The organism is Micromonospora sp. LOL_013, assembly GCF_048060315.1.
GTDB lineage: Bacteria > Actinomycetota > Actinomycetes > Mycobacteriales > Micromonosporaceae > Micromonospora_E.
The window spans coordinates 352,993-377,622 of sequence record NZ_JBHMIQ010000001.1 but is presented as its reverse complement, the minus strand read 5'-3'; the positions used below and the strand labels follow the sequence as shown (position 1 = coordinate 377,622).

The following is a 24,630-nucleotide window of genomic DNA, read 5'->3' as shown; positions in this document are numbered from 1 at the left end:
ACAAGCAGCGCCACGCGGTCGAGTGCGGGATCAACCGGCTCAAGCGCAACCGTGCCGTCGCTACCCGCTACGACAAACTCGCCGTCCGGTACGAGGCGACCGTGCAGGTCGCGGCGATCAACGAGTGGCTGTGACCGACTTTGATACACGCCCTAGGGGCGGACCACCGGCACCCGTCGTCGCAGGCCCAAGCCGGCCAACAACGCCCCCCGCATCACACACACGATGGTCAGCGCCAGGAACAGCCCGTACGACACGTGTGACAGAACGAGCAAGCCGTAGACCATCGCGGTCGTCACTCCGAACAGGACCTGGTTGACGGGCCGGTGCGGTGTCGTGCCCGGATCGGTGATCATGTAGTTGGTGAACAGAATGAACGCCAGGCCGGACATCGGCATCAAGGCCGCCGGCAACGCGTGATCGGCGAGGAGCCATCGCGCCACGGCCTGCCCGGCGAACCCGGCGAGCCAACCGACGATCAGCGGCATCCGACCGGTCAACTTTGCGTTGATCACCGTGCCCGCCATTAGCACAGCCGCCGGCACCAGCCAGTCGAGCGCCCCTCCGATGTCCGCGGTGAACTGGTACGGCGGCGCGATACTCACCCAGGAGAACAGCAGCAGGGTCAGTGTGATGCCGGCGTTCGACGGGTTCAGCACGTGCCGGTGCCGTCCGTCGATTCGAATCCGGATCAGGTAGCGGCTGGACACCGCCGCGGTGATCGCGAACAGGTACGGCCATGGCGACGAGTTCGCGTACAGCAACATCGCGCAGGCGAGCGCGCTGATGTGGGTGGGCAGCAGATGGTCGACCAGACGACGCCAGCCTCCCGCGAATCCCGGACGCCGACGCTGCGCCCACGAGGTCGACCACTCGAACGCGAGGTCCAACAGGTACGCGTAGCCGACCACGACGAGCGGAACGATCGGTGCCTGTTCGAATCCCAGGAACCAGTGCCCCGCCACGGTGAGGACCGTGATGGAGACCGCGAACCGGCGCAGCGCCGGAGTGCGTCGGTCGGCGACGGTCGACGTCACGGCCGGAGTCGGTGCGGGCTCGACTCCGACAGGTGGATAGGTCGGCATGGCGCTTCTCCTCGGAGGTCGATCAGATGTCTCGCGGACAGGGGGGGTGTCCCGCCGGTGGCTGTGGTCAGCCCGCCGGCGGGACACCCGCGGCAATCCGGTCAGATGGTCACGGACTGCCCGTTGAATCGAGTCAGGGTCAGCGAATAGTTCTCCTCGAACCACCCCCGCTGACTACGCAACATGTCGATGGCGACCTGTTCGCCGAGTTCGAGCGAGGCGGCGTAGTCGCTGCGGTAGTGCACACCGGCAATGTTGCGACCGATCGCGATATTCGCCGCGAGCTTGTCGAGCTCCCCGCCGACGGTCATCCGTGCGGCATCCGAGCCCAGGTAGGGAATCAGGGTGGTGCCGTCCGGGCTCACCTCGACCGGATTCGGAATCACCGCGGTCTCGTCGAACCACGCCTTCAGCAGCGTCGCGCCGGCACCGGCCACCGCCGCGTGTCCGGCACCGTACGACGGATGGGTGGGCGAACCCTCCGGATATGCCTGCGGTAGCAGGTAGCTTCCGTTGCGAGCGAAGCTGCGCCGGGCCGCCTCCGATTCGAGCACCTCATGGTGGAGGAAGTCGTATCGGCGACGCCCGGAGAGGTGCTTGTGTACCAACCCGGCAGACGCTTCGGGACGCAGCCGCCGGTGGACCCACCACTTCTGGAACCATACGGTCCGCAACGCGCGGGCGGTCGATCCGGTCACCAGGTCGTACAGATGCGGCCAACCGAAGGTCCCGAACCCGAGCTGGTTGATCGACCACTGGTACGGCAGGTTGGCGTCCAGCGGCATGTCCAGGTCCTGCAGGATCAGCGCCGCGTGAAGGTATGGCTGAAATGGGCTCTGGGTGGCGTCGAAGTGCACGTAGTGGGCCAGGTCGCGGGGGGTTGCGAGATACCGCGTGCGGTTGCGATCCCGGTCCTGCGGCCCGAGGCCTCGGCTGAATCCGCGTTGGATCTTCAACCAGGTGTTCCAGGTTGTCATGTAGTCCTGGCCGGGACGCACCGTGTCCTGACGCTGCTGCGTACGGAACGTGCCGAACTGCAGATCACGCAGCAGGAACTGAGACAGGTACGGCCCGGCCAGGTCGCCCGGGGTGTCGCCACGGAAGACGGTGGCCGCGGTGACCGATCCGTCCGAGCGGGGAGCCCGGTAGTCGCTGAGCGCGCCGAGCTCAGCCGCAGCCTCAGCCACCGTCGGGTCCGAGCCGAACTCGGCGAAAGGCACGTCGCGACAAAGCGCCATCCAGTACAGTTCCACCATTTCCGCAGAATGCTCGGCACCGTCCAACCGGGGTGCCGGTCGGAGCCTGAACCGATCGCTGGGCGTGCCGGAGGCGTGCCGGGCCAGCCCGGCGAGGGGGTTTGTCAGCCGTACGCCATCCACGGTGCCCATCGGGACGCGCTCGAAGCTCTCCGGCGACCGACTGGCTAGCGCCCGCAGCAGTTGGCGGTACGCGTTCGGGTCGACCTCGCCATCGTCGTCGTGCGGCAGGCCCTTATGGAAGCACGCCACATAGTTCGGGTAGGTGTTCTCCTCACCGTTGTTGTTGTGTTCGACCGTCGGGGCCTGCTGCCCGACGACGTTCTGGTCCATGGTGAATGTCCTCCTGGACGGACAGCCGGCGATGGCCGGGGAGCTGGGCTCAGTCAGTCGGTCCGGGCAACGGAGCTCCGGTGGCCAGGTCGACGCGGACGCCGTTGGCGTTCACCCGGAACCGGGACCCCGCCTCGGACATGTGCCAGTGCAGCCACTTCCAGCCATCGGCGGTACGCACCGCCACCGCGGTCGCGTTGAGTGGCTGGTGCTCGAAGGTCCCGTCGGCGCGGGCGATCACGACGTCTCCACCCTCCAGGGTGAAACCCATGTTCGCGGTGGCCACCACCCGGGTGGCGCTGATCGACTTGTTCTGGGTCTCGCCCGCACTGGGGAAGAGCGTGGTCAGGTACTCACGCATCACGCCCGGGTCGGTGATCTCCAACGGAGAGCCGTCGGTGGCACCCAGTTCGTAGGTGGTGAAGTCGTCGGCGAGGCTGGCCAGGATCGTCTCGATGTCCCCTTCGGCGAACGCCTTCTGCAGGTCGGCGAGGAGCTTGCGCACCTCGATCTCGGCCTGCGGGTCCGGCTGGAAGATCGAACCGGCGCCACCTGCCGCGTTACCGAAGACACCCCCGAGGAATCCCCCGAGCTGCCGTCCGAAATCCTGGATCTCTGTCATGTGCGGGTTGTCCTTTCTTGGTGTGCACGGTCGTCTACCGGCACAGCGTTCACTGCGTCCACCGGTCGCGGGTCGTTGTTTCGGATCCGCATCACCCGGCTGCCTCTATTTTCATTGCCAGGGACCGGGCCGTTCTTCTCTACTCTTGCGATTGCGGCCCACCTCAGTCGTGCGTCGTCCGGCCGTAGCGTCTCGCGTATTCGGCGTTGAGCTGATCACGCAGTGCGCGATTCTGTACGCGCAGATCCGCGATGACCGCCTGGGCGCTTTCCCGGTACCCGGCCAGCTCGTCGCGGTGTTCCTGCCGTAGTCGCGCGGTCTCAACACGATGCTCCTCGACGAGCCGGCGGCGTTCCTCTCGCGCCTCGTCCAACGTCACCCGCCACCTCGCCAGCAGCTCGTTGCGCTCGGCCAGCACCGCACCCCGGGCCCGTTCATCGGCCTGGGCTGCGGCCTGCTCGGCGGCGGCGGTGTCGTTGCGGACAAGTCGGGCGAGCCGCGCGACCTCACGTCGATGCGCCAGATGAGCCATCTGGCGCCCGCCCAGGTAGCTGAGCAACGCGGTGATGACAGCTGCGGCCGAGGCGACCAGGCTCGTCACGTCCATGGCCAGCCACATCGACCGGGCTGCGACCAGGGCCGCCGTTCGACCCGATCAGCCAATGAAGTTCGTTGCATTTGATGTCCTCCTCAGGCGGCGAACCTGAGATCATTTCTATGCAACGAAAAAGCGTGCGCCCTCTCTACGGTTGCGTACGATAGCGGAGGTGGACGGGAATCGAACCCGCCTGACCGGGATACCCGGTCACATCGGTTTTGAAGACCGCGGAGCGTCACCAGGCGCCCGTACACCTCCCCGGGACGGATCCCGTGACTGGTGAGATTGGTGTGGGGTCAGCGGATCTTTACCAAGGTGCCTCCCGATGGCACCAGTTCGCCGATCACCGGTGCGCCCGGGACCTCACCGGCGACAAGCAGACCACCGGAAGTCTGCGCGTCGGCCAGCAGCAACGCGGTCTCCTCGTCCACCCCGGCGAAATCGACCCACGGACGTACCCATTCCAGGTTGCGTCGGGTGCCGCCGGACACATAGCCGTCCCGCACCGCCTGCCGGGCGCCCGCCAGGTAGGGCACCGCTGACGCGTCGATGACGGCGCCCACTCTGCTCGCCCGAGCCAGCTTGACCAGATGGCCGAGCAGTCCGAAACCGGTGACGTCGGTGGCGCACCGCACGCCCGCCCGGACCGCTGATTCGGCTGCGTCCCGGTTGAGCCGCACCATCTCGGCGATCGCGTGTGGAAAGCGCTCACCGGTCGCCTTGTGCCGGGCGTTGAGCACCCCGACGCCGAGCGGTTTGGTCAGACTCAGTGGCAGGCCGGCCGAGCCCTGATCGTTACGCAGCAGCCGGCCGGGGTCAGCCAGTCCGGTCACCGCCATGCCGTAGCGGGGCTCCGGGTCGTCGATGCTGTGCCCGCCGGCCACAGCGCATCCGGCCTGAGCCGCGACATCGGCACCGCCCTGGAGTACCGCCCGGGCCAACTCCATCGGCAGCCGCTCGCGAGGCCAGCCGAGCAGGTTGATCGCGAGAACCGGCCGCCCACCCATCGCGTATACATCGGACAACGCGTTCGCCGCCGCGATCCGCCCCCAGTCGTAGGCGTCGTCGACAACCGGACCGAAGAAGTCGGCCGTGCTGATCAACGCGGTACCTCCGGGGCCCTCGATCACGGCGGCGTCGTCGCCGGTGTCCAGACCGACGAGCAACCGGCCGGCGGGTACGAGCGGCTGCCCGGAGGGCGTCAATGTGAGGTCTGCGACCAGCCGTTCCAGCTCGCCGGCCGGGATCTTGCAGGCGCAGCCGCCACCACGTGAATACTGGGTGAGCCGGATCGGCCCGATCGGCGGGTCGGCTTGCGGGGTGGACCCGGGCATCATTCGACTCCTGTCTTCGCTCTCGGACTCAGCCGTCGGGCGCCCCCGTCCGCGCATCGGACCGTCCAACCGCGATGATCCAGATGTTCCAGTAGCGGCACGGCCACTCTACGCGTGGTACCCAGGGCGACGCGGGCCTGCGCGACCGTGAATGGCTGCGCGAGTCGGGCAAGGACCTCGACGGCGGCCCGTTCCGCCTCGACCGGCAGCACCACGGCGGGCCCCAGCACCAGCACCTGACCGGTACGGCGGGCCGCCGCCAGCACCGATGGGTCGAATCCGAGCCGCCGAAGCCCGTCGGCGTCGGGAGCTTCGAAGCCGGATCCTTTGCTCAGTGCGGCACGCAGCCGGTCCAGCGCGGTCGCCACCCGTGGGGACATCCGCCGCTGCTGGTCTGCTGGGACGACCAGATCTCCGGCGAGGGCCAACCCGGGTGCCAGCAGCAGTCCGAGCAGCCGGGAATCGGGCAGCCCGAGCACTGATCTGGCCTGGCCGGCCGGCATACCGGGCACCGGCATCGAGCCATCCCGGTCGGCCGGGTGGTGGACGCGCCCGGTAGGAACCGGTTGTTCGGCGGGTCCGTCCCGGCCGGCACCGCTTACCAGCTGTACCAGCCTGGCGTGCAGGCGGTCCCGGTGCGCCCGATCGAGCAGCCAGCCACCGACGCTCAGGGCGTCGGTCGGCGGCGCTGCCCCCGTCATGGCCCGTGACTGCGCCACGGTGATCAGTTTCCGCAGCCGTAGCGGCCAGGTGTCGCGGGGCACCGTCGTCACGTCCCGCAGCGCCGAGGCGCGAGCGGCGGCGGCACCCCGCCTACCCAACGGCGGTGGATCGACGTCGACGACGGTCAGCTGTCCGACGATCCGTTCACCGGCCGCCCCCGGGTCGACCAGGACCGCCTGGTCACCAACCAGCAACGGCATTCGCTGATCGAGGTCGAGTCGGACGGCCAGCGACTCGCCGTCAGAGTCGAGCACCCGGACCCGGGCGATCGTGACAGCGCTACCCAGGTGCAGCCGCAGCGACGCCGGCAGGTGTCGCCGGCGCGGCCGACCACCGAGCGGGCGGTCCACCTGCTCAGGCGCCGGGCCGTCCACGCCGCCGGGCCGGTCGAGCCACCCGTCCACACAGGTGGACATCCAACAGTGCCCTGGACTTACCAGCGCCCAGCCTCGGGTGGCGACGCCGGCCGGCAGCCCGCGCAGCGCCAGACCCACGCGGCTGACGCCGTGTGCCGCCTGCACCGCGCTGCCGCACCGTTGTACCTCCCGGATCACCACCGGTCGACGGTCAGGCCCCAGCTTCATCCGGTCCCCGACCCGCACCGTCCCGGCCGGCAAGGTGCCAGTCACCACAGTGCCGGTGCCCGCCGCCGTGAACGTCCGATCCAGCCACAGCCGGACCGGAGCTGCCCGGTCCGGCTGCGGCACCTGCCGCAGCACCTTGGTCAGCACCTCCCGCAGGGCGGCCAAGCCGGCACCGGTGCGAGCGCTCACCGCCACCGCCGGCCAGTTCGGCAGGCCTGCGGCGGCCAACCGCCGACCCGCGTCGGCCTGCGCCCACTGCGGTGTCGCGCGATCGCACTTGGTCGTGACCAAAACGCCGTACCGCACGTTCAACGCGGCAAGCACCGCCAGGTGCTCGGACGACTGTGGCTGCCAGCCCTCGTCGGCGGCCACCACAAACATGACGACCGGACTGGTACCCACCCCGGCCAAGGTGTTCGCGAGGAATCGCCGGTGTCCCGGCACGTCGACGAAGCTGACCTCCCGACCGTCGTCGAGGTGGGTCCAGACGTGCCCCAGGTCCACGGTCCGACCCGTATCGCGCTCGACCGGTCGGCGGTCGGTCGACATTGTGGTCAGTGCCCGGAGCAGGCTGGACTTGCCGTGGTTGACGTGACCGGCAGTGGCGACGACGTGGCTCATCGCCGCTCGACCGCCATGGGTGTGGGCCGGCCTGGTTCGTCCGGCGACTGGCCAGCGGGTGACGTGGCCGCCCGCAGTACCGCCGCCGTCACGACTTCGTCCAGCTCCGCTGGCACAGAACGCATGTCGAGCAGCAGTCGGCCGTCGCGTACCCGGCCGACGACCGCGATCGGCTGTCGCCGCAGCGGCCGGGACAGGTGCTGTGGCACGCTGATCGCGCAGCTCGGCAGCCGTACCCCCGGCGCTCCACCACCCCCGATGGCGGCTGTCGTGTCCGTCACGGCCGCCGGCACATCGGCTGCGGTGAGTCGGCCGACGATCGTCTCGGCCCGGGCCCGCAGCTCGTCGACAGTCGTGCGCAGTGCCTGCTGGGTCGGGGTGGGTGGACAGCGGACGGTGGCCTCCAAGGCGGCGAGGGTCAGCTTGTCGACCCGTACCGCCCGGGCCATCGGATGGCGCCGCAGCTCGGCGATCACCTCGCGATGGCCCAGCAACAGGCCGGCCTGCGGGCCACCGAGCAGCTTGTCGCCGCTCGCCGTCACCAGGGCCGCGCCGGCGCGCAGCGCGGTGTCCGCATCCGGCTCGTCCGGCAGCACCTGCTCCGGCCCCAGCAACCCGGAGCCGATGTCGACCACCACCGGTGCGCCGAGCCCGGCCAACGCGCCCACATCGACCTGGGAGGTGAAGCCGTCGATCCGGTAGTTGGACGGATGAACCTTGAGGATGAATCCGGTCCCCGACCACACCGCGGCCGCGTAGTCGGCCAGCGAGGTGCGGTTGGTGGTGCCGACCTCGACAAGCCGGGCACCGGCGGCGGCGACCAGATCGGTCAGCCGGAAGCCCGCACCGATCTCCACCATCTCGCCACGGCTGATGACGACCTCGCGACCGCTGGCCAGGGCTGCCGAGGCCAGGATCAGTGCGGCCGCGTTGTTGTTCACGACGTGTACCGCACCGGCAGCCGGTACGGCCGCGGCCAACGCCTCCAGCGCGGCCCTACCGCGTCGGTCCCGCCGGCCGCTCTCGAGGTCGTACTCGATGTCGATGCAGCCCGCGGCCCGTTCAAGCGCCCGGCGGGCCGGCGCGGACAACACAGCACGGCCGAGATTGGTGTGCAACAGCACCCCGGTCGCGTTGATCACCGAACGGACGCCTTCGGCGCGCCGATCGACGAGATCGGCGGTGTGTCGGACGACCTGGTCCGGGGAGATCGCGCCGCGCCGCGCCTCCTGTTGCGCGTCGCGCAGCGCCTGGCGTACCGCCGGGCGGCCGTGCCGACGGACGGCCGCAGCCAGCCTCGGGTCGGTGAGGGCCCGATCGGTACGGATGATCTGGCGGCGGGCCGCCGCCGGGTCAGCGTCGGCGCTGGCGGCGGCCTCGTCGGCGTCGGCGAACGGTTCGATGGTGGTCGTCGCGATGCCGGTCGTCTTGATCATGTTCATCGTCCCTTGTCGTCGTCTATCGACCGGACCGTGCCGTCGTCATCGAGGAGCAGGGTGTGAATGCCCGGTGACAACCGGATCTCTGCGGCCCGGCGAACACCGCCGGACGTACGCCACTTCAGGGCGAAGGCCGTGTCAGCTCCGCTGCCCGTGCCGAAGAACAACTCCGGTGCGGACGATCCCGCGTGCCCGTTGCTCGGCTGCAACTCGGCATACAACTGCGCGCCACCGGGTGTGACGGCTCGCACCTGAGCTCCGATCGCCGGTGTCGCCCCGGTGCGCGGACCGGGCCGCAGCAGGCGAATGGTGGTGTGCGGCCATGCCGTACGGCTCCGGTTGAGCAGCACGACGGAGTCCTGCCACTGGTTGGCGATCACCGCGTCCGGCCGGCCGTCACCATCGATGTCGCCGATCGCGATGCCTCTGCTCACCCACGGTGAGCCCAGCCCGAGCCGTGGCGCGAGGTCGACGTAGCGGGGCGGCGAAAGGTCGGCGGCGTAGGTCCACAGCGGGTTGTGCTGATGGCCGGACAGGTCGTCGCCGGGCTGGAAGTTAGGCCATGCCCAGGGGTGGGCGAGCACCTGGTCGTTGGCCATCGCAAGTTCCTGTAACTCGGGCCAGCGCCACCGGTCGCCCTGCAGGTAGCCAGTCGCCTGCAGGATTTCGTCCGCACCGTCCGCATCGAAATCAACGGCCTTGATGTCCCAGGCCCAACCGCTGCGAGAAAGCCCGAGTTGCTCGCTTCGATCACGGTACGGGACCCGCCCCTGTAGCAGATCCTCGCCGGATCCCTCCGGCACGAACGCGAAGTTGCTCTCCTGCAGCCCCCAGGCAGTGGTGATGTTGCTGACCAGAACGGTCGGCAGCGGTTGCCCGCCGCGATAGGTGAACGCCACGCCCATGCCTTTGAACGAGTCGTGGCCGAGCACCTTCGACTTCGGCGTGGTGGCATCCCTGCGCCCCTCGACCCGTTCGAACACCGGACGTCCCGGAGTAGACCGATTGACCAGCAGATCGTCGGGGCCGAAGTCGTTGGCCACGTAGATCTCAGGTAGCAGGTCCCCGGTAAGGTCCTGCAGCCCGAACGCGAGCGTCCAGGATCGTGCCGACCGGTCCGGCAACGCCGTGCTGGCGTCGACAAACACAGGCGGGCGGCCAGGTCCGCCGGGGCGGGACAGCAGCAACCGGTTGATTCCGGCGTTGCCGGCCCGGGCCATCCCGGCCTGCATCTGGATCCGCTGGTCGTCGTCGGCTCGCCTGTCCAGGATCCGCGCACCGTCTGGAAAGTAGTTGCCGACCAGGACGTCCAGGTTGCCGTCGCCGTCGATGTCGGCGATCACGGTCGCGGTGGTGTTCCAGTGCTGGGCCGGCTCGACGAGGTCCCTGCCCTGGTAGCCCTCTCCCGCCCGGACAAACAGCACTGGGGAACGCCCCCAGTAGTAGACAAGGAAGTCCGTCATTCCGTCCCCGGTGAGGTCGGTCGGGACGCAGCCCATCGGCGCGACCGCCAGGTCGGGTTTTCCGGGGGGAGTGAGCCGCACGGCGGCGAAACGATCTCCGGTGCCGCGCACCGGGGCGACCCGTACCGAATTGTCGCGCGGATCGACCAGGCAGGTGTCGTCGGCACGGCCGTTGCCGTCGGCGTCGGTCAGCCCGACGGCGGCGCCGACGGCGGATATCCAGGACCGCAGATGTGCCAGCTCCGGAGCGACCGTCCGGTCACCGTGGGCCATCGGGGGCGCCGAATTCAGCGGGGTCACCACGAAGTCGAAGGGGGCGGCGAGCGCCGCGAGTTCCGCGGCGGAGGCGACCGGACGGGCGCTCAGCCCGCCGAGTACGGCGAGCAGGGTTGCAGCCATCGCCGGTGCTGTCAGACGGCGTGGATTCATGCCACGGTCCGTTCGCCGTCACCCGGGCCCGCCGGACGCCGGCTGAGCGGCCGGCCGGCGGCGTCACGTGGGTCGTGCAGCGGGGTCACCAACTGGCGGGTAATCACCCCGAGGACGGCCGCGATCGCCGCGTTGACCGCCGTGATCTGAGTGCACGACCAGCTCACGAGGCCGAACGCGCCGAGGAGGTTGAACACGGCCAGCAGTCCGGCCTGAATGATCACTGGCTCCCGTTTGAAGACCATCGTTACTTACCCTCCGTAGGTCGTTCGGGCGCGGCGCCGCGACGCGGACACGGTGCCGCGGTGGTCGTTGTGCCGGGCCACGCCACGCCAGTAGGTGAGCTGGCGGCTTCGATACGCGGCCAGATAGAACTCGCTGGAGTCCCGCCAGTGCCGCAGCTCATCAGCCGATACGAGGGCGGAGATCTCGTCCTCACGCCGCACCAGAGCTGTGCCGATCCGCTCGAAGCACTCGACCGCCATCGCCGTGCAGTCGGTCAGTTCGACGTCGTCGAACCCGGCTGACCGCAGCATCCGCACCGTGGCGGTGGGTCCCGGCAGCGGCCGCATGCCGTCCAGATCCCAGGCCCGTCCCCGGGTCTCGTCGGACATGCTGCTACCGGCGACGGTATCGGCCATCGCGAACACCCCACGCGGGTACGACGCCCGATGGGCGGTCCGCATCACCGCCTGCGGATCGGCGAGCAGACTCAGCGAGTCGATCGCCAGCACGAGGTCGTAGGCACCGTCCGGCTGCCATCGCTCGACGTCGCCCAGCACGTACCGCAGGTCCGGGTTTCCGGTCGCGAGCCGGCGGGCGTGATCGAGTTGTTTCTCGTTGATCTCCACGCCGGTGACCGCACAACCGCGACGCACATTCAGGTAGCGACTGACCGCTCCCGTTCCAGAGCAGCATTCGAGAACCCGATGGCGGGCGCCGAGTCGGAGCGGTTCGGTGATCTGGTCGAGCAACGCCGCCCCACCGACGTTGGTGAACTCCCAGCCGGCATGCACCGGCTGGTAGACGGCCAACTGCCAGATCGGCGCGGTAACACTGTCATAGATGTGGTTCTTGTCCGCGCCGTCCGACGGCGCCGTCGCGGCGGGCGGGCCGGGTCGCAGTAGTTGCGGCTCCACAGGCACTCCTCAGATTGGTTGGCGGTTCGTCCGGAGCTCACCCGACCGGATGAGCGATTCACATCCGTCATCTGCGTCGCGTGTCGACCGGGCTTCGGACCGGCCCCAGCGGTGCCCGCTCACTGATCGGCGTACCTCCCGCAGCCCGCGCGACCAGCGGACGCGCCAAGTCCGCGACCGGTGAATCCGCCGCCCAGACGTTTTCGGCGAGCCAGTACTCCACCGTGCGATGGGTGCGGGCGAACAGCACCATCCGGCCGTCGGCCGACGGCACCGGATAGCGGACACCTTGACCCGCCTCCGCGACGACCCGCCCCGTACCGTCGGGACACTGCTCGTACAGTTCCTCGCTGGTGCCGGCCACCAGCGTCGACAACAGGACGCCGTCGCGGGTGAGCCGTGGATTGTTCCGTTCCACGTAGTCCGGCCCCGCCAGCGTCTCGATTTCGCCGGTCGCCAGATCTTTGCGGTAAAAGCCCCAGGTCCAGTCGCCGCCGCGGGTCGACATGAAGACCACCGCGGCGCCGTCCGGCGTGTATGCCGCAGACTCGTCCCACCATGAGTCGTCGGTAACCGCACTGACCCCGCCGGTACGCAGGTCGAGTTCGTAGATGTTCGCGGCGAACGGTTCGGTTTCACTCTTGAACAGCAGCCGGTCGCCATCGGGTGACCAGCTCAGCGGACCATGCAGGCGGCGTAGCCCGACCACCCCCGATGTCCAGTCGTGGACCTCACCGGTCGCCACGTCCACCGTGCTGATCTGCCAGCGGTGCGCCAATCCGCGGCGCGAGCAGAACGCGATCCGCTCGCCGGCGGGCGACCAGGCGGGAAAGGACGCCTCTCCCACCGGCAGAGCCGTCACCACATGGTCGGACAGATCCAAAATCTTGATGTTGGATCGTCCGGTACGTTCGCTGGCGTAGACGATCCGGCGCGCCGCTGGGTCGAACGACGCGTACCGCGGCCGTTCGTCCGCCCCGACGAGCTCCTGCACCTCGCCCGTGGCACGGTTCCACATGCCGATCGCGCGACCCTCGTCGATGAGCCGGTGGAAGAACAGGCTCTGGCCATCGGCGGTCCACGTCGGCCACCGGTCGTCCGCTCCGGTGGTGACCAGGGGACGGCCGGATCCGTCGCCGAGGCGCTGCACCCAAATGACCGAGCGGCCCTCGTTGCTGCGGGAGAACGCGACGACCTGCCGGGTGGGACAGACGGTGGGCTTGTAGTCCCAAGCTGTCCCGTCGGTCACCGGGATCTCTTCGGCGCCTGCTGAGTCCTGCAGGAAGATCGCTCCGGCCCCCGTGTCGTAGGAATGGCACACCAGCCAACGGCCGTCCGGCGCCCAGGAACCAGCACCTGCCCTACCCGGTGGCCGGTCCACGACACGCGGAGCACCGCCACCGGCGGGCACGATGTAGAAATACCGGCGCCCCCAGGGGCCACCGACGTACAAGACGCGCTGGCCGTCCGGCGCGAAGGAAGGATACTCTTCCTCATGATCGCCGAACGTCAGTTGCTCAATGCGACCGGTGGCGACTTCGTACCACCAAATCTGTTTGTGTCCGCCCCTGGTAGAAGTGAAGACAATGCGCCGACCGTCGGGGGACCACTGCCCCTCGATGTCATCACCTGCTCCTCGGGTGGCCTGATGCCACCGGCCGCTATGTAGGTCGAATATCCAGAGGTTGACGGTTCCGGCCCGCTTCGATGAGGCCACGAAGAAGGCACCATCGGGCGAGATGGCACCGTCTCCGGAACCAGCCGGATCTGACGCTACCCGACGGAGCCGGAAGCCCTCGCCGCGTGGTTCGATAGCGGCCTGCCAGTCTGGTTGATGAGCACCCGAGGGTGGCGGCACGGCTGATCTCCTTGCCTCTCGGTTGATGGGCACGAGCATGACTGACGCTCGATCAATTTCTAGCCCTTTGGCCCAGGGACAACCTTCTTCTAACTTGCGCTAAGGCAGCGCTCATCGATTAGCAAGATTTCGGAGGAGATCACTGCCTGCCGCTGTTGCGATAAACCAGTAAGCGATAGATCAAAGCACCGGTGGAGGCCTTGCTCATGCCACCCACGAGTCCACCTGATCAGACAGGGCTACACCCGCTCCTCGCGCCAGCCGACTCCGCACAGCGATTCACCACGGGGACGCTGAACACCGCGCAACTCGCAAGGCTGATCGAGGCCGCGCGCTGGACCCAGTCGAGTGGGAACCGGCAACCGTGGCGGTTCATGCTGGGCTGTCGTGGCGACACGACGTTCTCGCTGCTGCGCACCGCGTTGAACCCGGCCCACCAGAGCCACACGCGAGGGGCCGCCGCGTTGTTGCTAGCGCTGGCGCAGACCGCTGATCAGCAGGGCGTGCCGATGCTGGGCGCCGAATACGAGCTGGGAATGGCGGTGAGCCGGATCTGCGTACAAGCGCGGGCGCAGGACTGGCAGTGCCGCCAACTCGGGGACTTCGACCACCAGCGGCTGCGCCAGGAGTTGGGCGTGCCGGCTGGCTTCGAGCCGATCGTCGTCCTGGTGGTCGGTGGCAACGGGCCGGCCGGACCGGACGACCAGGCTGAGTACGGGACCAGACTGGCCCCGGAGGCACTCGCCTTCGCCCGCCGGTGGGGACGACCGGCGTGGACGTCGCTATGACGCGGTGGTCGATCTGGCGGCGGGAGCCGGTGCTGATTCAGTCGGCGGTGCTGGCGCTGCTCAACCTTCTCGCGACGTTTGACGTCGTGCCACTCACGGTGACGCAGATCGGTGCGGCGAACGCCGCAGTAGCAGCGCTGCTCGGGCTGGTCACGCGGCAGGTGGTGACACCGGTGACACCGCCGACGGCCGGATCCGATGACGAATTCGGCCGTCGACGGGCACCTGGTCTCGGCTGACTACGCGTTGACTGTTTCCACCGGGGCCAGCACCGAGGCCACCCCGATCGGATGTTCGCCGACCTCCACGGTCGCCACTGACTCGCCTCGCTCCAAGTCGACCACGGAGATCGAGTTGCCGCTCTGGCTGGTCACGAACGCCTGACGGCCGTCCGGCGACAGCGCCAACCCGTACGGACGGATGCCGACCTCGATCGTTGTGGTGACCGCGCCCCTGGCAACGTCGACGACGCTGACCGCGTCGGAACTGTAGGTCACCACGTAGGCGTTTTGGCCGTCCGGACTGAAGGCAACCTTCAGCGGCCAGTCACCTACGTCGATGTTTGCGACGCGTTTGTTGGTAGCGGTGTCGACTACCGTCACCTGGTCGTCGGCGATGCTCGTGACGTAGACCAGGCGACCGTCCGGGCTGACCGCCACCCCACCAGGACGTGCGCCGACGCGGGTACGGGCGACGACGGATGCCCGCGCCACGTCCACGGTGGCGACTTCGAAGGATATATTCGTCGGCACGTAGGCATACCGACCGTCCGGGGTGAAGGCGACGTCGACTGGGCGCTCCCCCACCTGGATGGTGGCGGTCACCGCGTTCGTGACCGAGTCGATCAGCGAGACCGTGTCGGAGAACTCGTTGGCGACCAGTATCCGGGTGCCGTCGGGCGACACCGCGATCCCATTGGGCTGGCGGCCGACGGCGATCGTGGTCAGCAACCGACGGCTGGGAAGGTCGATCACCGACACATTGTCGGAACCGAGGTTCGCGACGTACGCCCGTCGGCCATCCGGGGTCAGCGCCACCCCGCCTGGGCGGTCACCGCCGATGTCAATGGTCTTCAGCAGAGTCGAGGACCGGGCGTCGATTAGTGAAACGGTGGCCGAGTTCTCGTTGGTGACCAGCGCGACCGGCGCGAGGTCGGCACCCGCTGCGGTCTGGGTGCCGTTGAGCATCACGGTGATGCTGCCGGAGAGTGAGTTGCTGACCGCCAGGTCGACGAGGTTGTCCCCGTCGAAGTCCGCGGCAATGATCGCTGCGGGTGCCTCGCCTGCGGAGAAGGACTGGGCAGTGCTGAAGACTCCGTCACTGCGGCTGTTCGACAGCACGATGACGTCGGCCGCCTCAGGAGCGACGGCGGCGAGGTCGGTGGCGCGGTCGCCGTTGAAGTCGGCGGCGACGACGTCGCCCGGGCCACGCGCCGCGACGAACTCCTGCTTCCGTTCGAAAGACCCCTTGCCGTCACCGGCGAGCAGGGTCACCGTCTCACCGCCGTAGTTGCCCGTGGCCAGATCGAGGTTGCCGTCACCGGTGAAGTCACCGACGGCGACGCCGGACGGGGTGTCGCCAGCCGGCATCGCCTTGGCCGCGCCGAAGGTGCCCTCGCCCGTGCCGGTAAGCAGCGAGATGGTCTTGTCGCCGATGTCCGAGGTAAGGATGTCGAGCACCCCGTCACCGGTGACGTCGATGACGGTGAGTCGGTTCGGGTCCTTGCCCACCGGATACTTGGCCGGCTCGGCGAACCCACCGGTGCCGTCGCCGAGCAGGATCGACACGGCGTTGTCCTGATAGTTGGCCACGGCCAGGTCGACGGAACCGTCCCGGTCGAGATCGGCGGCGCTCACCCGGATCGCGCCGCCGCCGGCTGGCAGTGACTTGGCCCCAGCGAATGCGCCCTTCCCATCGCCGAAGTACAGAGTCAGGTCGTTGGAGTTGAAGTTGGAGGTCACCATGTCGAGGCGGCCGTCGCCGTCGAGGTCGGCCAACGCCACGCCGTTGGGGTTGTCGCCGGTCCGGTAGGTCACCGGCGACGCGAATCTGCCCTTGCCCTCGCCGAGCAGCACAGCGGCGGTGTTCGAGTTGAAGTTGACGACGACGAGGTCCTGCTTGCCGTCGTCGTTGAGGTCGGCGGCCTCCAGGCCGGCCGGAGCGTCACCGACCGAAATCTCCGCCATCGCCGACATGGTGACTCTGTCTGCGTTGGCCCCCGCCGACTCCTGCGGCTCGTCGGGTGTCGTCTCCGTCACTCCGAGACACCCGGTAAGCAGGCAGAGGGCAAGTAGGGCACTGCCCCCTGCCGTCCACCGCGGCGGCTGGCGCCGAGCATCTCGGGTGGGCTCCTGACTCTGGTCAGTCATCGCATCTCCCCTTGGTCTCAGTTCAGCTGGTACCCGGCCGGGCCCGGCCGATTCGGTCAGGAAACGGTCGTCACGACCGGGACGGCGCGTACACCGAACACGCCACGGCCGTAGAACCGCAGCGGGATACTGGGGTTGAGGTGTAGATCAGCGAACCGTTCGACGAGCGCGGACAGCGCGACGCGGGCTTCGATGCGGGCCAGTGGCGCGCCCAGACAGAAGTGTCCGCCGAAGCCGAAGGCGATGTGGTCGTTAGGAGTACGGTCGATGTCGAACCGGTCCGGGTCGGCAAAGACCCTCGGGTCCCGGTTCGCCGACACCAACCATGGCATCACGTACGAGTCGGCCGGTATCTGCACTCCGGCGAGCTCGGTATCGGTGGTGGTGACCCGGACGACCTGCGCGAAAGGCGACCGGTGCCGCAACACCTCCTCGACGGTCGAGGGGATCAGCGCCGAATCGTCGCGCAGCCGCTGCCACGTCGAGGGTTGCTCGGCAAGACTCAGCACTGCGTTGCCGAGCAGCAGCGTCGAGGTGATGTGACCGGCGGAAAGCAGTAGCGTGCAGAAGTTGACGGCCTCCTGATCGGTCAACCGTCGCGCGTCCACTTCGGCGGTGACCAGCGCGGTGATCAGATCATCGGCAGGCTTCCGCCGACGTTGCTGGCAGTGCTCCAGCAGGTACCCGGACAGGTCCCCCATGGCTGCGGTGAAGCGTTCCATCAGCGCCGGATCGTTCGGATCATCGGTGTGGATGCTCAACAGCCGGTCGGCGCAGGCCGCGAAGAACGCCCGGTCACCGACGGGCAGCCCGAGCAGTTCCGCGATCACGGTGACCGGCATGGGGTGGGCCAGCCGCTCTGCGAGGTCGAACTCACCGTCGAGATCTGAAATCATCTCACGGGTCACTGCGGCGATCCGTGGCTCGAGCTCGGCAACCGTACGCGGGGTGAACGCGGCGCTGACCAGCCGCCGTAGTGACCGGTGCTCCGGCGGGTCAAGCATCGTGAGGTTACCTTGAGCGAGTTCGGCGGCTGCCGGATTCACCCGGCTCTGATCCGAGGAGTACGTCTCATGGTCGGCGCTCAGCCGCCGCACGTCCGCGTACCGGAAGACATGCCAGACTCCGTATCCGTCCTGCCAGACGGGCTTGTCCTCGAGCATCCGTCGCAACCATGGCAGCAGGACGGCCTCCCCCTGCTCGGGTGACGGCGCCATCAGATCCTGGCTGGGGGTATGGGTCATGGCGTACTCCAAGGGGTGCCGGCGATCAGGGGTCCGGGAGGCGTCGCCACGCCCGCCAACGATCTAGCGGGCGTGGCGACAGTGGAAGCGTCAGTGACGCCGATGAGTCGGCCAACCTCTGTTGGGCGGCAGCCGGACGGCGGTCAGCCGTCCTGTGGACGATCGGGCTCGCGAAGTGCCAGCACGGCGCCGGCAGGATCGCGGATCACCACGAATCGCGCTTCCGGCGCGGTGCCCTTGGGCCCGGCGACGACTTCGCCGCCCAACTCAACCACACGTTTGATGCTGGCATCGAGGTCGTCGACGCAGACATAGGACAACCACTGCGGTGGCAGGTCCGCGTTGCCCCCACGCGCGTGACACACTCCGGCGACGGGCGTCCCTGCCGGGCTCATCATGAAGTAGTCACTGTAACCACCCATGTCTAGCGGCATCGGGCTCCAGCCGATCACCTCGGCGTAGAAGTCCCGTACCCGGTCAGCGTCCTGCACCGTCAGGTCGAAGCCGACAACGGTGCCGAACGGTGGCTTGGTTGGGTCTGACACTGCGCTCCTCTCGATTGCACTGGTCAAACACGCCGAAGACGGGCGTGCATCTGGCTAAGACCTAGGCCGGCTCCCACAGCTCGAAGCGATTGCCCTCCGGGTCGAGCGCCCACGCGAAGCGGCCGATCGGCTCCGTGTGCACGTCGCCCACGATCGTCGTGCCGCTCGCCCGGAGCTGATCGAGCATCCTGTCAAGATCTTCGACCCTGAAGTTCACCATCGACGCCTGGTCACGGGCGCCGAAGTAGTCGGTGTCCTCAGGAAACGGAGCCCAGACCGTCGGCCCCGCAGCCTGAGTCCACACCTGGTCGCCACCGGGGCACGGATCGATTCCAAGGTTGTCCGAGTACCAACGGGCGAGAGCCTGTGGATCCCGGGACCGGAAGAAGTAGCCGCCGATCCCGGTCACGCGAGGGGACATGTCGACGCTCCTGGCTGATGTTGGACGGGCGATGACCGGAATCGCGTACTAACAATTCCTTGAAAGATCTTGACGCCGCATTGAGCGACCGAGCTGGATACTCACGGAGTGTACGACGGGCTTACCGCGCTGTCATGCAGCCACGGGCCGGAGATGCCGGTCGATGCACAATAGCCAAGAAGGCCCGTTGAAGTAGGGCGGACTACACAGGACCGCTCATTCGGCCCACGTGGAGGGGGCGACATGATCCTCGAAATACTCATGTTTCCGGCGAGGGTCCGCCTGACACAGGGGCAGGCGCCGACGTCGAACGCCCGGCGCCTACCCCCGCCGTCGCTGGTCAACCCTGGTTGATGATCACCGATACACTGTCGGACAGCGAATTCGCGGTCGCAATGTCCGGCAGACCGTCACCGTTGAAATCGGCGACGAGCAACGCCGGTGGGCCGTCCTCCACCGTCACCGAGGCAGGTGCGGCGAATCCGCCCCGGCCGTCCCCAGCGAGCACCGTGATGTCGTCGGAGTCGAAGTTGACCGTCACCAGGTCGAGCTGACCGTCACCGTTGACGTCCACCGCGACGATGTCCGACGGCGCGTCACCGGCCTGGTACAGGGCAGGTACGGCGAACCTGCCGCCGCCCTGCCCGAACAGCACCGCGACAGTGTCGGCGTCGTAGTTCGCCGTGGCGATGTCGAGTATCCCGTCGCCGTTGAGGTCGCGCACCACGATCCCGGCTGCGGTGTCGTCGGCGGCGTACGCCACCGGCGCCGAGTAGCTACGCCGACCGTCACCGCGCATCACGGTGACATCGTCGGAGTTGTAGTTCGCGCTCGCCAGGTCCAGCAGTCCGTCTCCGTCCAGGTCGGCCACGGCGATCCGCAGCGGTCCGTCACCAGCCGGTACCGACACCGGAGCCTCGAAGGTCGCGTCGCCCGTTCCGTACAGGACGGTGACGTCATCGCCGTTGAGGTTGGGGGTGACGAGATCCAGCGCACCGTCCCGGTCGAGATCGATCGCGACGATCCGGGCGGGACCGTCGCCGGCCGGATGATGCACCGGATCGGCGAACCGGCCGCCGCCCAGTCCTCGGTAGACGCTGACGTCGTCCGACCCGAGGTTTGCTGTGGCCAGATCGAGGTGGCCGTCCCCGTCGAGATCCCGAGCGAGTATCCCGTTCGGCGTGCGACCCGCAGCCATCGTCACCGGTGGCTCATAGCCGCCGCGGCCGTCGCCGATCAGGTAGACCAGATCGTGGCTGTTGTAGTTCGGTGTGGCGAGGTCGAGGACACCGTCGCCGTCGATGTCGGCCGCGACGATGTCGGCAGACGCGTCCCCGGCGGGGAAGGACCGTGCTTCCGCGAGCGTCACCGGGCTGGTCGGCGGCGGGATCGGCATTGGTCGTTGGGGCTGCGTCGGCGCAGGATTCAGCGGCGGCACCGACTCCGGCGGTGGCGACTGGTCCGTCGTGCATCCGGCGGCCAGCAGTACGGCGGCCACCGCGAATCCGGCCAGCATGCGGCTCGGGCCGCCAGGGCCGTGGCCCGTGGCCCGCCCGGCGGTTCTCATCATCGTCATTGACGCTTCCTCTTCGGCTGGATGGGCCGGCCAGCCTGTGCGTGTCCGACCGGCGGCGACGCGACGTGCGCTGCTAGTTCCTGGATACGGCCGGGCGGTTCTGGGGACCTCTCCCCGATTGCGATCGGCGTCAGCGACGGCGAACCAGGCAGGGCGATCCGGGCGGTCCACCCGATGGCCGGTACGGCCGGCGCGGATCAGCAAACGTTGAGAAGTTCGGCCGCCGTGTCCGATTCCACGATGGCGCTACCGGCTGCCCGGCACCCGCCCGCAGCCACCGCCAACCGGTACCTCAGGAGGTACACCATGACCAGCACCAGAACACTCGGCGCCGAAACGCGAGGGTTTCTGATCGGCCTGCTCGGCCAGTCGGACACCGATCCGGAGCGCGAGGCGCGCAACGAGGCGACTCTGCGTGAGCTGTACGCGCGGTTCAACCGCGACGACATCACCGCGATGGCCGAACTCCTGACCGAGGACTTCGCAGCGCATGACGTTGCGGCCGGAGAGGTCACCACCGGTCCGGAGCCATACCTAGCCCGGCAGCGAACCAACCGCCGGGCGATGCCGGACGCCCGGACGGAGATCACCGCGCTCATCGTGCGCGGCGACACCGCAGTCGCCGAAGTGATCAACCGGGGTACGCAGACCGGCCCGTTCGAGCTGCCCAACGGCGACGCGCTGCCACCGAGCGGACGGCCGGTGGAGGGTCTGAGCTGCGAGATCTACCAGTTCCGGGGCGGCCGGATCGCGAGCGGTCGGATCTACTACGACTTCCTCACCGTCGCACGGCAAATCGGTCTGCCGCTGTGACCCTGGCAGGCGGTGCGGTAATGACCCGTGGCTGCCAGCGGCGGTGATCATTGATCATGTAGACGTGCCGGGCGCGCGGGTCCGGTAACGGACCCGTGCCGACGCGACCGATCCGTCGTCCGCGATCATCGTCGCCTACCCACCGCATGCCATCGGGAGGCGCACCGCCTGCGGTCACCGCGACCGGCCGGCCGGAATGGCCACGGACTCTCAAACCGCTCGACGAACTACCGGCGACCATGAAATCACAAGAAAAAGCCATTGACGACTGAAGTCAGTCAACGTGCATAAACACGGGTGGAGCCGAGGGGACTCGAACCCCTGACCCCCACACTGCCAGTGAACTAGACGGCCCGTTGAGGCCTGTCGGGCGGTGCCGAATTGTGCCGGACGTGCAGGTCAGCGACAAGGTCAGAGTCCGGATCGCGCCGGCCTGCACTGAGGCTCACCAGACCGTCCGTGAGACGGTCGTGAGATACCACGGCCATCCGAACCGGGAGGGGCGCTGGAGATCAACAACCAGCACCCCTTCCCCTTTCGTGATCCAGATCACAGCGCTGGCACCCGCGATGCCCGAGCACGACATCGGCCCAGAAGTCTCCATCCAGCCAGAGACCTTGGATCCACCCCGACTTCCTCTCGCTCGCAGAGAAGCTCGGCAGTCTCGTGCTGCACCTCAAGCTCTTCGAGCCGGAACACGACAACGCACCGCGAACCCGCCGGAGCATCCACTCAGGCACCGCAGCACCGTCGCTCGCGTCTCCGTCGCGTTCACCGCGAACGGCATTGTTCACCTCTGGGAACAGGAAGCGCCCTGGTACCGCGAGTGGTAGGACGGAGAGAACAGCGCATGCTCGCGGTACCCGGGGCCCCACGCGGCAATCTCGACGACGGCCCAGTGCGACTCAGCGATGAGGAACGGGCACGGGTTGCCGACGAGCTGGCGAGCAGGCTGCTGGCCATGCCGGAGCTCCGGGCCGCCACCCGGCCGCCAAGACATTGATGGCATCGATGAACACGACCGGTTAGACCGGGTCGAGTGGCCTGTTCTGCCACTCGGTCATCCCGTCGATGACCTTGTCCGTGATCGTCGAGATCGTCTGCTTCGACACCTCCGCGCCGTACACCTCGGCCAGGTGCGCGGCGATCTCCCCATGCGTCAGCCCTCGGGCCGACAACGACAGCACGAGCTCGTCCACCCCGGACAGCCTGCGCTGGCGCTTACGCACGATCCGCGGCTCGAACGTCCCCGCCACGTCCCGTGGGACCCGTACCTCGACCGGGCCGACATCGGTCAGCACGGTCTTCGTCCGGGTGCCGTTACGGGAGTTCCCGGTGCCCTTACCCGCCGGGTCGTGCTTGTCGTAGCCGACGTGGTCGGTGATCTCGCCCTCCAGAGCGGACTCCAGGACCCGCCTGGTCAGCTGCTGCAGCAGACCGCCCTCACCGGTCAGCTTCAGCCCTTCACCACGTGCCCGGTCCACCAGCAACGCGATCAACTGCTCATCCGTGGCCGTACCCACCGACCCGCCTGCGGGCTCCTGTTCGATGGTGGTCTCGGTCGTCATCTGGCGCATCTCCCTTGATCAGCAGATCCGCCGTTAGTTGTACACACCCGGATGCGACAGGTCAGGGCCGCTCGGCGTAGGTTCGGCACGTGCTGGAGGCGTGGGGATTGATCCTGACGACGGACATGGCGCGGCAAGTCCGGCGGTGGCGGGCGGACGGCTACACGTGGCGCGCGATCGGAGCAGCCGCCGACGAGGTATGGGGTACCGCGTCCCGAGGCAACCAGCTCTTCGGAAGAGACCTGTGTCTGGATGCCGCGCGGATGCTCGGTGAGGATCCGGATGCTGATCCCTGGAGCTGAGTGCGACGAGGCGCGAGGTCGTAGGCCCCGCCGAAGGGGTGCCCGGTTACGGCTCCCGGTCACCTGATGCTCGGCGGACCGCCGGGTGCTTCGGTCAGCATGGTTGAAGACGCCGCATGCGTGCTGGGCACGGTCGCCCATGGGCGCGATCAGTACGGGCTGTGCTGGTCGCTGGTCGGCCTGCGGTGCAGGCCCTCCGGCGTGAAGGAGAACGAGTCGGGGAAGTTGCCCGGCCGGTGGCGGACGGCGAGCACGACCGGTTCGGGATGGACGCCCTGCTGTCCGGTCTCGGACGTGGTGTCGGCGAACGTGTTCCACAGGTGGAAGCAGAGCAGGTCGTCGTCCCGGTCGGCGGTGCTGTAGGCAAGCGTTTTCGGGTAGTACGGGTTGGTTCCGCCGATCCACAGCGACGGAGGGCCGAACGTCTCGATGACCTCGGACAGGGTCCGGTCCTGCTCCACCCACTCGCAGATCAGGTCGCCCGCACGCTCTAGTTCTGCCGTCGTCAGGACCCGGTCCAGTTCCAGCCAGCCGAGGTGGTGCGCGATCTCGGCGTAGATCGAGGCCGTGGCCTCGCGTAGGGCGTCTGCGGGCAGGATGGTGCGGTAGGCACCGCTGACGCCTGTCGCGGCGAATGCGTCTCGGTCACGTAGACCGTCGCACGCTGTCTGCCACCGTGCCAGGCTGCCGTCCACGGCGGCCATCGCTTCCAGCACGAGCCGTTCGGCGATCTCGCCCCTGCCGTACATTCCAGGGCGACGAAGCACATCATTCAAACGATCGAGATGGTGCTGACGCACCTCGGCGAGAGTCGGTTCAGGACGCTTCTGGCTGCTCATCGCACCCCGATCATGACACGTCGGTGTGATCCGACAGTTCTGCTCACCGGCAGGGCCGCAGGACGAGCACCGCCACTCCCGTCGCTCAACGTGACGCACCATCGGCGGCAGATCCGTACGTTTGCCTACCCCGAGCCGACGAGGATGCAGAACGGATGTCCCTCCGGGTCGGCGAGAACGTAGAGGGGCTCCTCTGAATTCTGGGTGCGGTCGTGAAGCAAGCTGGCTCCGAGCTGCTCGGCTCGTCGACGGTGTCGCTCCAACTCGTTGACGGTGGGTACGCGGAGATCCAGGTGCATCTGCTTCGGAATGTCGTGTGACGGCCAGGTCGGCCGCGCCAATGTAGGCACCTGTTGAAAGGCAAGCTTGCGGTTGCCGTTGCCGTCGACCAGGACGAGCCAGTCTTCGTCATCGGTGGTCCCGTCAGCCGGAGGTTCGTCACCAGGGCGGTATTGCAGTCCGAGGAACTCGCGGTAGAACTCAGCGAGGGCCCGGGCGTCGGTGGCGTCCAGGGCGGTGTGCATGAGAACCGGATAGTCGGACACTGACGACGCCTCCTCACGGTGCTGGCCCTGTCATCACACCACGAAATCGACGAGCGAACATCCAGACATCGGCACGTCCGAGCGTCCTCGCGGCTGTCCGTGCCAAGGTCAGCGGCTACCGAAGGTGATGGAGGTG

Annotated in this window: 22 protein-coding genes, 1 tRNA gene and 2 pseudogenes; 5 read left to right on the top strand and 20 right to left on the bottom strand. The window is 68.1% G+C overall.

Annotation, left to right across the window (positions count from 1 at the left end):
• A pseudogene (locus tag ACFHWS_RS01870) lies at window positions 1–134 on the top strand (IS5/IS1182 family transposase); the annotation flags it as partial.
• An 18-nt stretch (window positions 135–152) separates the two neighbouring features.
• Here ACFHWS_RS01870 and ACFHWS_RS01865 read toward each other — a convergent pair.
• The 12 genes from ACFHWS_RS01865 to ACFHWS_RS01810 all read right to left on the bottom strand — a co-directional run bounded on the left by ACFHWS_RS01865 (window position 153) and on the right by ACFHWS_RS01810 (window position 12,875).
• Window positions 153–1,085, bottom strand: a complete 933-nt coding sequence (locus tag ACFHWS_RS01865; RefSeq protein ID WP_281551668.1) for a hypothetical protein — start codon at window positions 1,083–1,085, stop codon at window positions 153–155.
• Window positions 1,086–1,186: 101 nt separating this feature from the next.
• Window positions 1,187–2,674: a phosphoesterase gene (locus tag ACFHWS_RS01860; RefSeq protein ID WP_281551669.1), complete on the bottom strand. Its 1,488-nt coding sequence runs from the start codon at window positions 2,672–2,674 to the stop codon at window positions 1,187–1,189.
• A 49-nt stretch (window positions 2,675–2,723) separates the two neighbouring features.
• A complete protein-coding gene (locus ACFHWS_RS01855) occupies window positions 2,724–3,296 on the bottom strand; it encodes a nuclear transport factor 2 family protein (RefSeq protein WP_281551670.1) in 573 nt (190 codons plus the stop codon).
• Between the two features lie 163 nt (window positions 3,297–3,459).
• Window positions 3,460–3,903, bottom strand: coding sequence for a hypothetical protein (locus ACFHWS_RS01850; RefSeq protein WP_281551671.1), 444 nt, complete (start codon window positions 3,901–3,903; stop codon window positions 3,460–3,462).
• 155 nt (window positions 3,904–4,058) lie between these two features.
• Window positions 4,059–4,152: transfer RNA gene (locus ACFHWS_RS01845), tRNA-Sec, on the bottom strand.
• 38 nt (window positions 4,153–4,190) lie between these two features.
• A complete protein-coding gene (gene selD, locus ACFHWS_RS01840) occupies window positions 4,191–5,228 on the bottom strand; it encodes a selenide, water dikinase SelD (RefSeq protein ID WP_416567506.1) in 1,038 nt (345 codons plus the stop codon).
• Complete coding sequence (locus ACFHWS_RS01835) at window positions 5,228–7,156, bottom strand: SelB C-terminal domain-containing protein (protein ID WP_416567493.1); 1,929 nt, start codon at window positions 7,154–7,156, stop codon at window positions 5,228–5,230. The genes selD and ACFHWS_RS01835 overlap by 1 nt, the downstream gene beginning before the upstream one ends.
• On the bottom strand, window positions 7,153–8,592 hold the full coding sequence (gene selA, locus ACFHWS_RS01830) for an L-seryl-tRNA(Sec) selenium transferase (protein ID WP_416567492.1): 1,440 nt from the start codon (window positions 8,590–8,592) through the stop codon (window positions 7,153–7,155). Before selA ends, ACFHWS_RS01835 begins: the two co-directional genes overlap by 4 nt.
• Before the next feature lie 2 nt (window positions 8,593–8,594).
• Window positions 8,595–10,457 carry an FG-GAP repeat domain-containing protein gene (locus ACFHWS_RS01825; RefSeq protein ID WP_416567491.1) on the bottom strand — a complete coding sequence of 621 codons (1,863 nt, stop codon included), beginning with the start codon at window positions 10,455–10,457 and terminating at the stop codon, window positions 8,595–8,597.
• Between the two features lie 26 nt (window positions 10,458–10,483).
• Window positions 10,484–10,732 carry a hypothetical protein gene (locus tag ACFHWS_RS01820; protein WP_281551676.1) on the bottom strand — a complete coding sequence of 83 codons (249 nt, stop codon included), beginning with the start codon at window positions 10,730–10,732 and terminating at the stop codon, window positions 10,484–10,486.
• Window positions 10,733–10,738: 6 nt separating this feature from the next.
• Window positions 10,739–11,626, bottom strand: a complete 888-nt coding sequence (locus ACFHWS_RS01815; protein WP_281551677.1) for a class I SAM-dependent methyltransferase — start codon at window positions 11,624–11,626, stop codon at window positions 10,739–10,741.
• A gap of 67 nt (window positions 11,627–11,693) precedes the next feature.
• Complete coding sequence (locus tag ACFHWS_RS01810) at window positions 11,694–12,875, bottom strand: TolB family protein (protein WP_416567490.1); 1,182 nt, start codon at window positions 12,873–12,875, stop codon at window positions 11,694–11,696.
• A gap of 983 nt (window positions 12,876–13,858) precedes the next feature.
• On the opposite strand from ACFHWS_RS01810, the gene ACFHWS_RS01805 reads away from it, so the two are divergent.
• Together ACFHWS_RS01805 and ACFHWS_RS01800 are read left to right on the top strand one after the other, a co-directional pair.
• Complete coding sequence (locus ACFHWS_RS01805; RefSeq protein ID WP_416567489.1) at window positions 13,859–14,272, top strand: hypothetical protein; 414 nt, start codon at window positions 13,859–13,861, stop codon at window positions 14,270–14,272.
• Window positions 14,269–14,511: a hypothetical protein gene (locus ACFHWS_RS01800; protein ID WP_416567488.1), complete on the top strand. Its 243-nt coding sequence runs from the start codon at window positions 14,269–14,271 to the stop codon at window positions 14,509–14,511. The genes ACFHWS_RS01805 and ACFHWS_RS01800 overlap by 4 nt, the downstream gene beginning before the upstream one ends.
• On the opposite strand, the gene ACFHWS_RS01795 is transcribed toward ACFHWS_RS01800, so the two are convergent.
• From ACFHWS_RS01795 to ACFHWS_RS01775, 5 genes are all read right to left on the bottom strand, one after another.
• The gene (locus tag ACFHWS_RS01795) at window positions 14,512–16,458 is read right to left on the bottom strand and encodes an FG-GAP-like repeat-containing protein (protein ID WP_416567487.1); all 1,947 of its coding nucleotides are present in this window, start codon (window positions 16,456–16,458) and stop codon (window positions 14,512–14,514) included. It abuts the gene before it with no gap.
• 239 nt (window positions 16,459–16,697) lie between these two features.
• Window positions 16,698–17,885, bottom strand: coding sequence for a cytochrome P450 (locus ACFHWS_RS01790; protein WP_281551682.1), 1,188 nt, complete (start codon window positions 17,883–17,885; stop codon window positions 16,698–16,700).
• A gap of 143 nt (window positions 17,886–18,028) precedes the next feature.
• Window positions 18,029–18,430, bottom strand: a complete 402-nt coding sequence (locus ACFHWS_RS01785) for a VOC family protein (RefSeq protein WP_281551683.1) — start codon at window positions 18,428–18,430, stop codon at window positions 18,029–18,031.
• A gap of 61 nt (window positions 18,431–18,491) precedes the next feature.
• On the bottom strand, window positions 18,492–18,839 hold the full coding sequence (locus ACFHWS_RS01780) for a VOC family protein (protein WP_289211338.1): 348 nt from the start codon (window positions 18,837–18,839) through the stop codon (window positions 18,492–18,494).
• A 352-nt stretch (window positions 18,840–19,191) separates the two neighbouring features.
• Window positions 19,192–20,427, bottom strand: coding sequence for an FG-GAP repeat domain-containing protein (locus ACFHWS_RS01775; protein ID WP_416567486.1), 1,236 nt, complete (start codon window positions 20,425–20,427; stop codon window positions 19,192–19,194).
• 306 nt (window positions 20,428–20,733) lie between these two features.
• On the opposite strand from ACFHWS_RS01775, the gene ACFHWS_RS01770 reads away from it, so the two are divergent.
• Window positions 20,734–21,240 (top strand): ester cyclase, encoded by a 507-nt coding sequence (locus ACFHWS_RS01770; RefSeq protein ID WP_281551686.1) that lies wholly within the window; start codon window positions 20,734–20,736, stop codon window positions 21,238–21,240.
• A gap of 1,028 nt (window positions 21,241–22,268) precedes the next feature.
• Here the strand turns inward: ACFHWS_RS01770 and ACFHWS_RS01765 are convergent.
• A pseudogene (locus tag ACFHWS_RS01765) lies at window positions 22,269–22,808 on the bottom strand (transposase); the annotation flags it as partial.
• 89 nt (window positions 22,809–22,897) lie between these two features.
• On the opposite strand from ACFHWS_RS01765, the gene ACFHWS_RS01760 reads away from it, so the two are divergent.
• Complete coding sequence (locus ACFHWS_RS01760; RefSeq protein ID WP_416567485.1) at window positions 22,898–23,110, top strand: hypothetical protein; 213 nt, start codon at window positions 22,898–22,900, stop codon at window positions 23,108–23,110.
• Between the two features lie 149 nt (window positions 23,111–23,259).
• On the opposite strand, the gene ACFHWS_RS01755 is transcribed toward ACFHWS_RS01760, so the two are convergent.
• Both ACFHWS_RS01755 and ACFHWS_RS01750 read right to left on the bottom strand, forming a co-directional pair.
• Window positions 23,260–23,886 carry a hypothetical protein gene (locus tag ACFHWS_RS01755; protein WP_416567484.1) on the bottom strand — a complete coding sequence of 209 codons (627 nt, stop codon included), beginning with the start codon at window positions 23,884–23,886 and terminating at the stop codon, window positions 23,260–23,262.
• A 188-nt stretch (window positions 23,887–24,074) separates the two neighbouring features.
• Window positions 24,075–24,494: a VOC family protein gene (locus ACFHWS_RS01750; protein ID WP_416567483.1), complete on the bottom strand. Its 420-nt coding sequence runs from the start codon at window positions 24,492–24,494 to the stop codon at window positions 24,075–24,077.
• Window positions 24,495–24,630: the final 136 nt, after the last annotated feature.

Excerpts from the sequence above, each read along its gene's own strand:
- ACFHWS_RS01865 (WP_281551668.1), bottom strand. The coding sequence starts at position 1,085 with ATGCCGACCTATCCACCTGTCGGAGTCGAGCCCGCACCGACTCCGGCC.
- ACFHWS_RS01860 (WP_281551669.1), bottom strand. The coding sequence starts at position 2,674 with ATGGACCAGAACGTCGTCGGGCAGCAGGCCCCGACGGTCGAACACAAC.
- ACFHWS_RS01855 (WP_281551670.1), bottom strand. The coding sequence starts at position 3,296 with ATGACAGAGATCCAGGATTTCGGACGGCAGCTCGGGGGATTCCTCGGG.
- ACFHWS_RS01850 (WP_281551671.1), bottom strand. The coding sequence starts at position 3,903 with ATGGACGTGACGAGCCTGGTCGCCTCGGCCGCAGCTGTCATCACCGCG.
- selD (WP_416567506.1), bottom strand. The coding sequence starts at position 5,228 with ATGCCCGGGTCCACCCCGCAAGCCGACCCGCCGATCGGGCCGATCCGG.
- ACFHWS_RS01835 (WP_416567493.1), bottom strand. The coding sequence starts at position 7,156 with ATGAGCCACGTCGTCGCCACTGCCGGTCACGTCAACCACGGCAAGTCC.
- selA (WP_416567492.1), bottom strand. The coding sequence starts at position 8,592 with ATGATCAAGACGACCGGCATCGCGACGACCACCATCGAACCGTTCGCC.
- ACFHWS_RS01825 (WP_416567491.1), bottom strand. The coding sequence starts at position 10,457 with ATGGCTGCAACCCTGCTCGCCGTACTCGGCGGGCTGAGCGCCCGTCCG.
- ACFHWS_RS01820 (WP_281551676.1), bottom strand. The coding sequence starts at position 10,732 with ATGGTCTTCAAACGGGAGCCAGTGATCATTCAGGCCGGACTGCTGGCC.
- ACFHWS_RS01805 (WP_416567489.1), top strand. The coding sequence starts at position 13,859 with ATGCTGGGCTGTCGTGGCGACACGACGTTCTCGCTGCTGCGCACCGCG.
- ACFHWS_RS01800 (WP_416567488.1), top strand. The coding sequence starts at position 14,269 with ATGACGCGGTGGTCGATCTGGCGGCGGGAGCCGGTGCTGATTCAGTCG.
- ACFHWS_RS01795 (WP_416567487.1), bottom strand. The coding sequence starts at position 16,458 with ATGGCGGAGATTTCGGTCGGTGACGCTCCGGCCGGCCTGGAGGCCGCC.
- ACFHWS_RS01790 (WP_281551682.1), bottom strand. The coding sequence starts at position 17,885 with ATGACCCATACCCCCAGCCAGGATCTGATGGCGCCGTCACCCGAGCAG.
- ACFHWS_RS01775 (WP_416567486.1), bottom strand. The coding sequence starts at position 20,427 with ATGACGATGATGAGAACCGCCGGGCGGGCCACGGGCCACGGCCCTGGC.
- ACFHWS_RS01770 (WP_281551686.1), top strand. The coding sequence starts at position 20,734 with ATGACCAGCACCAGAACACTCGGCGCCGAAACGCGAGGGTTTCTGATC.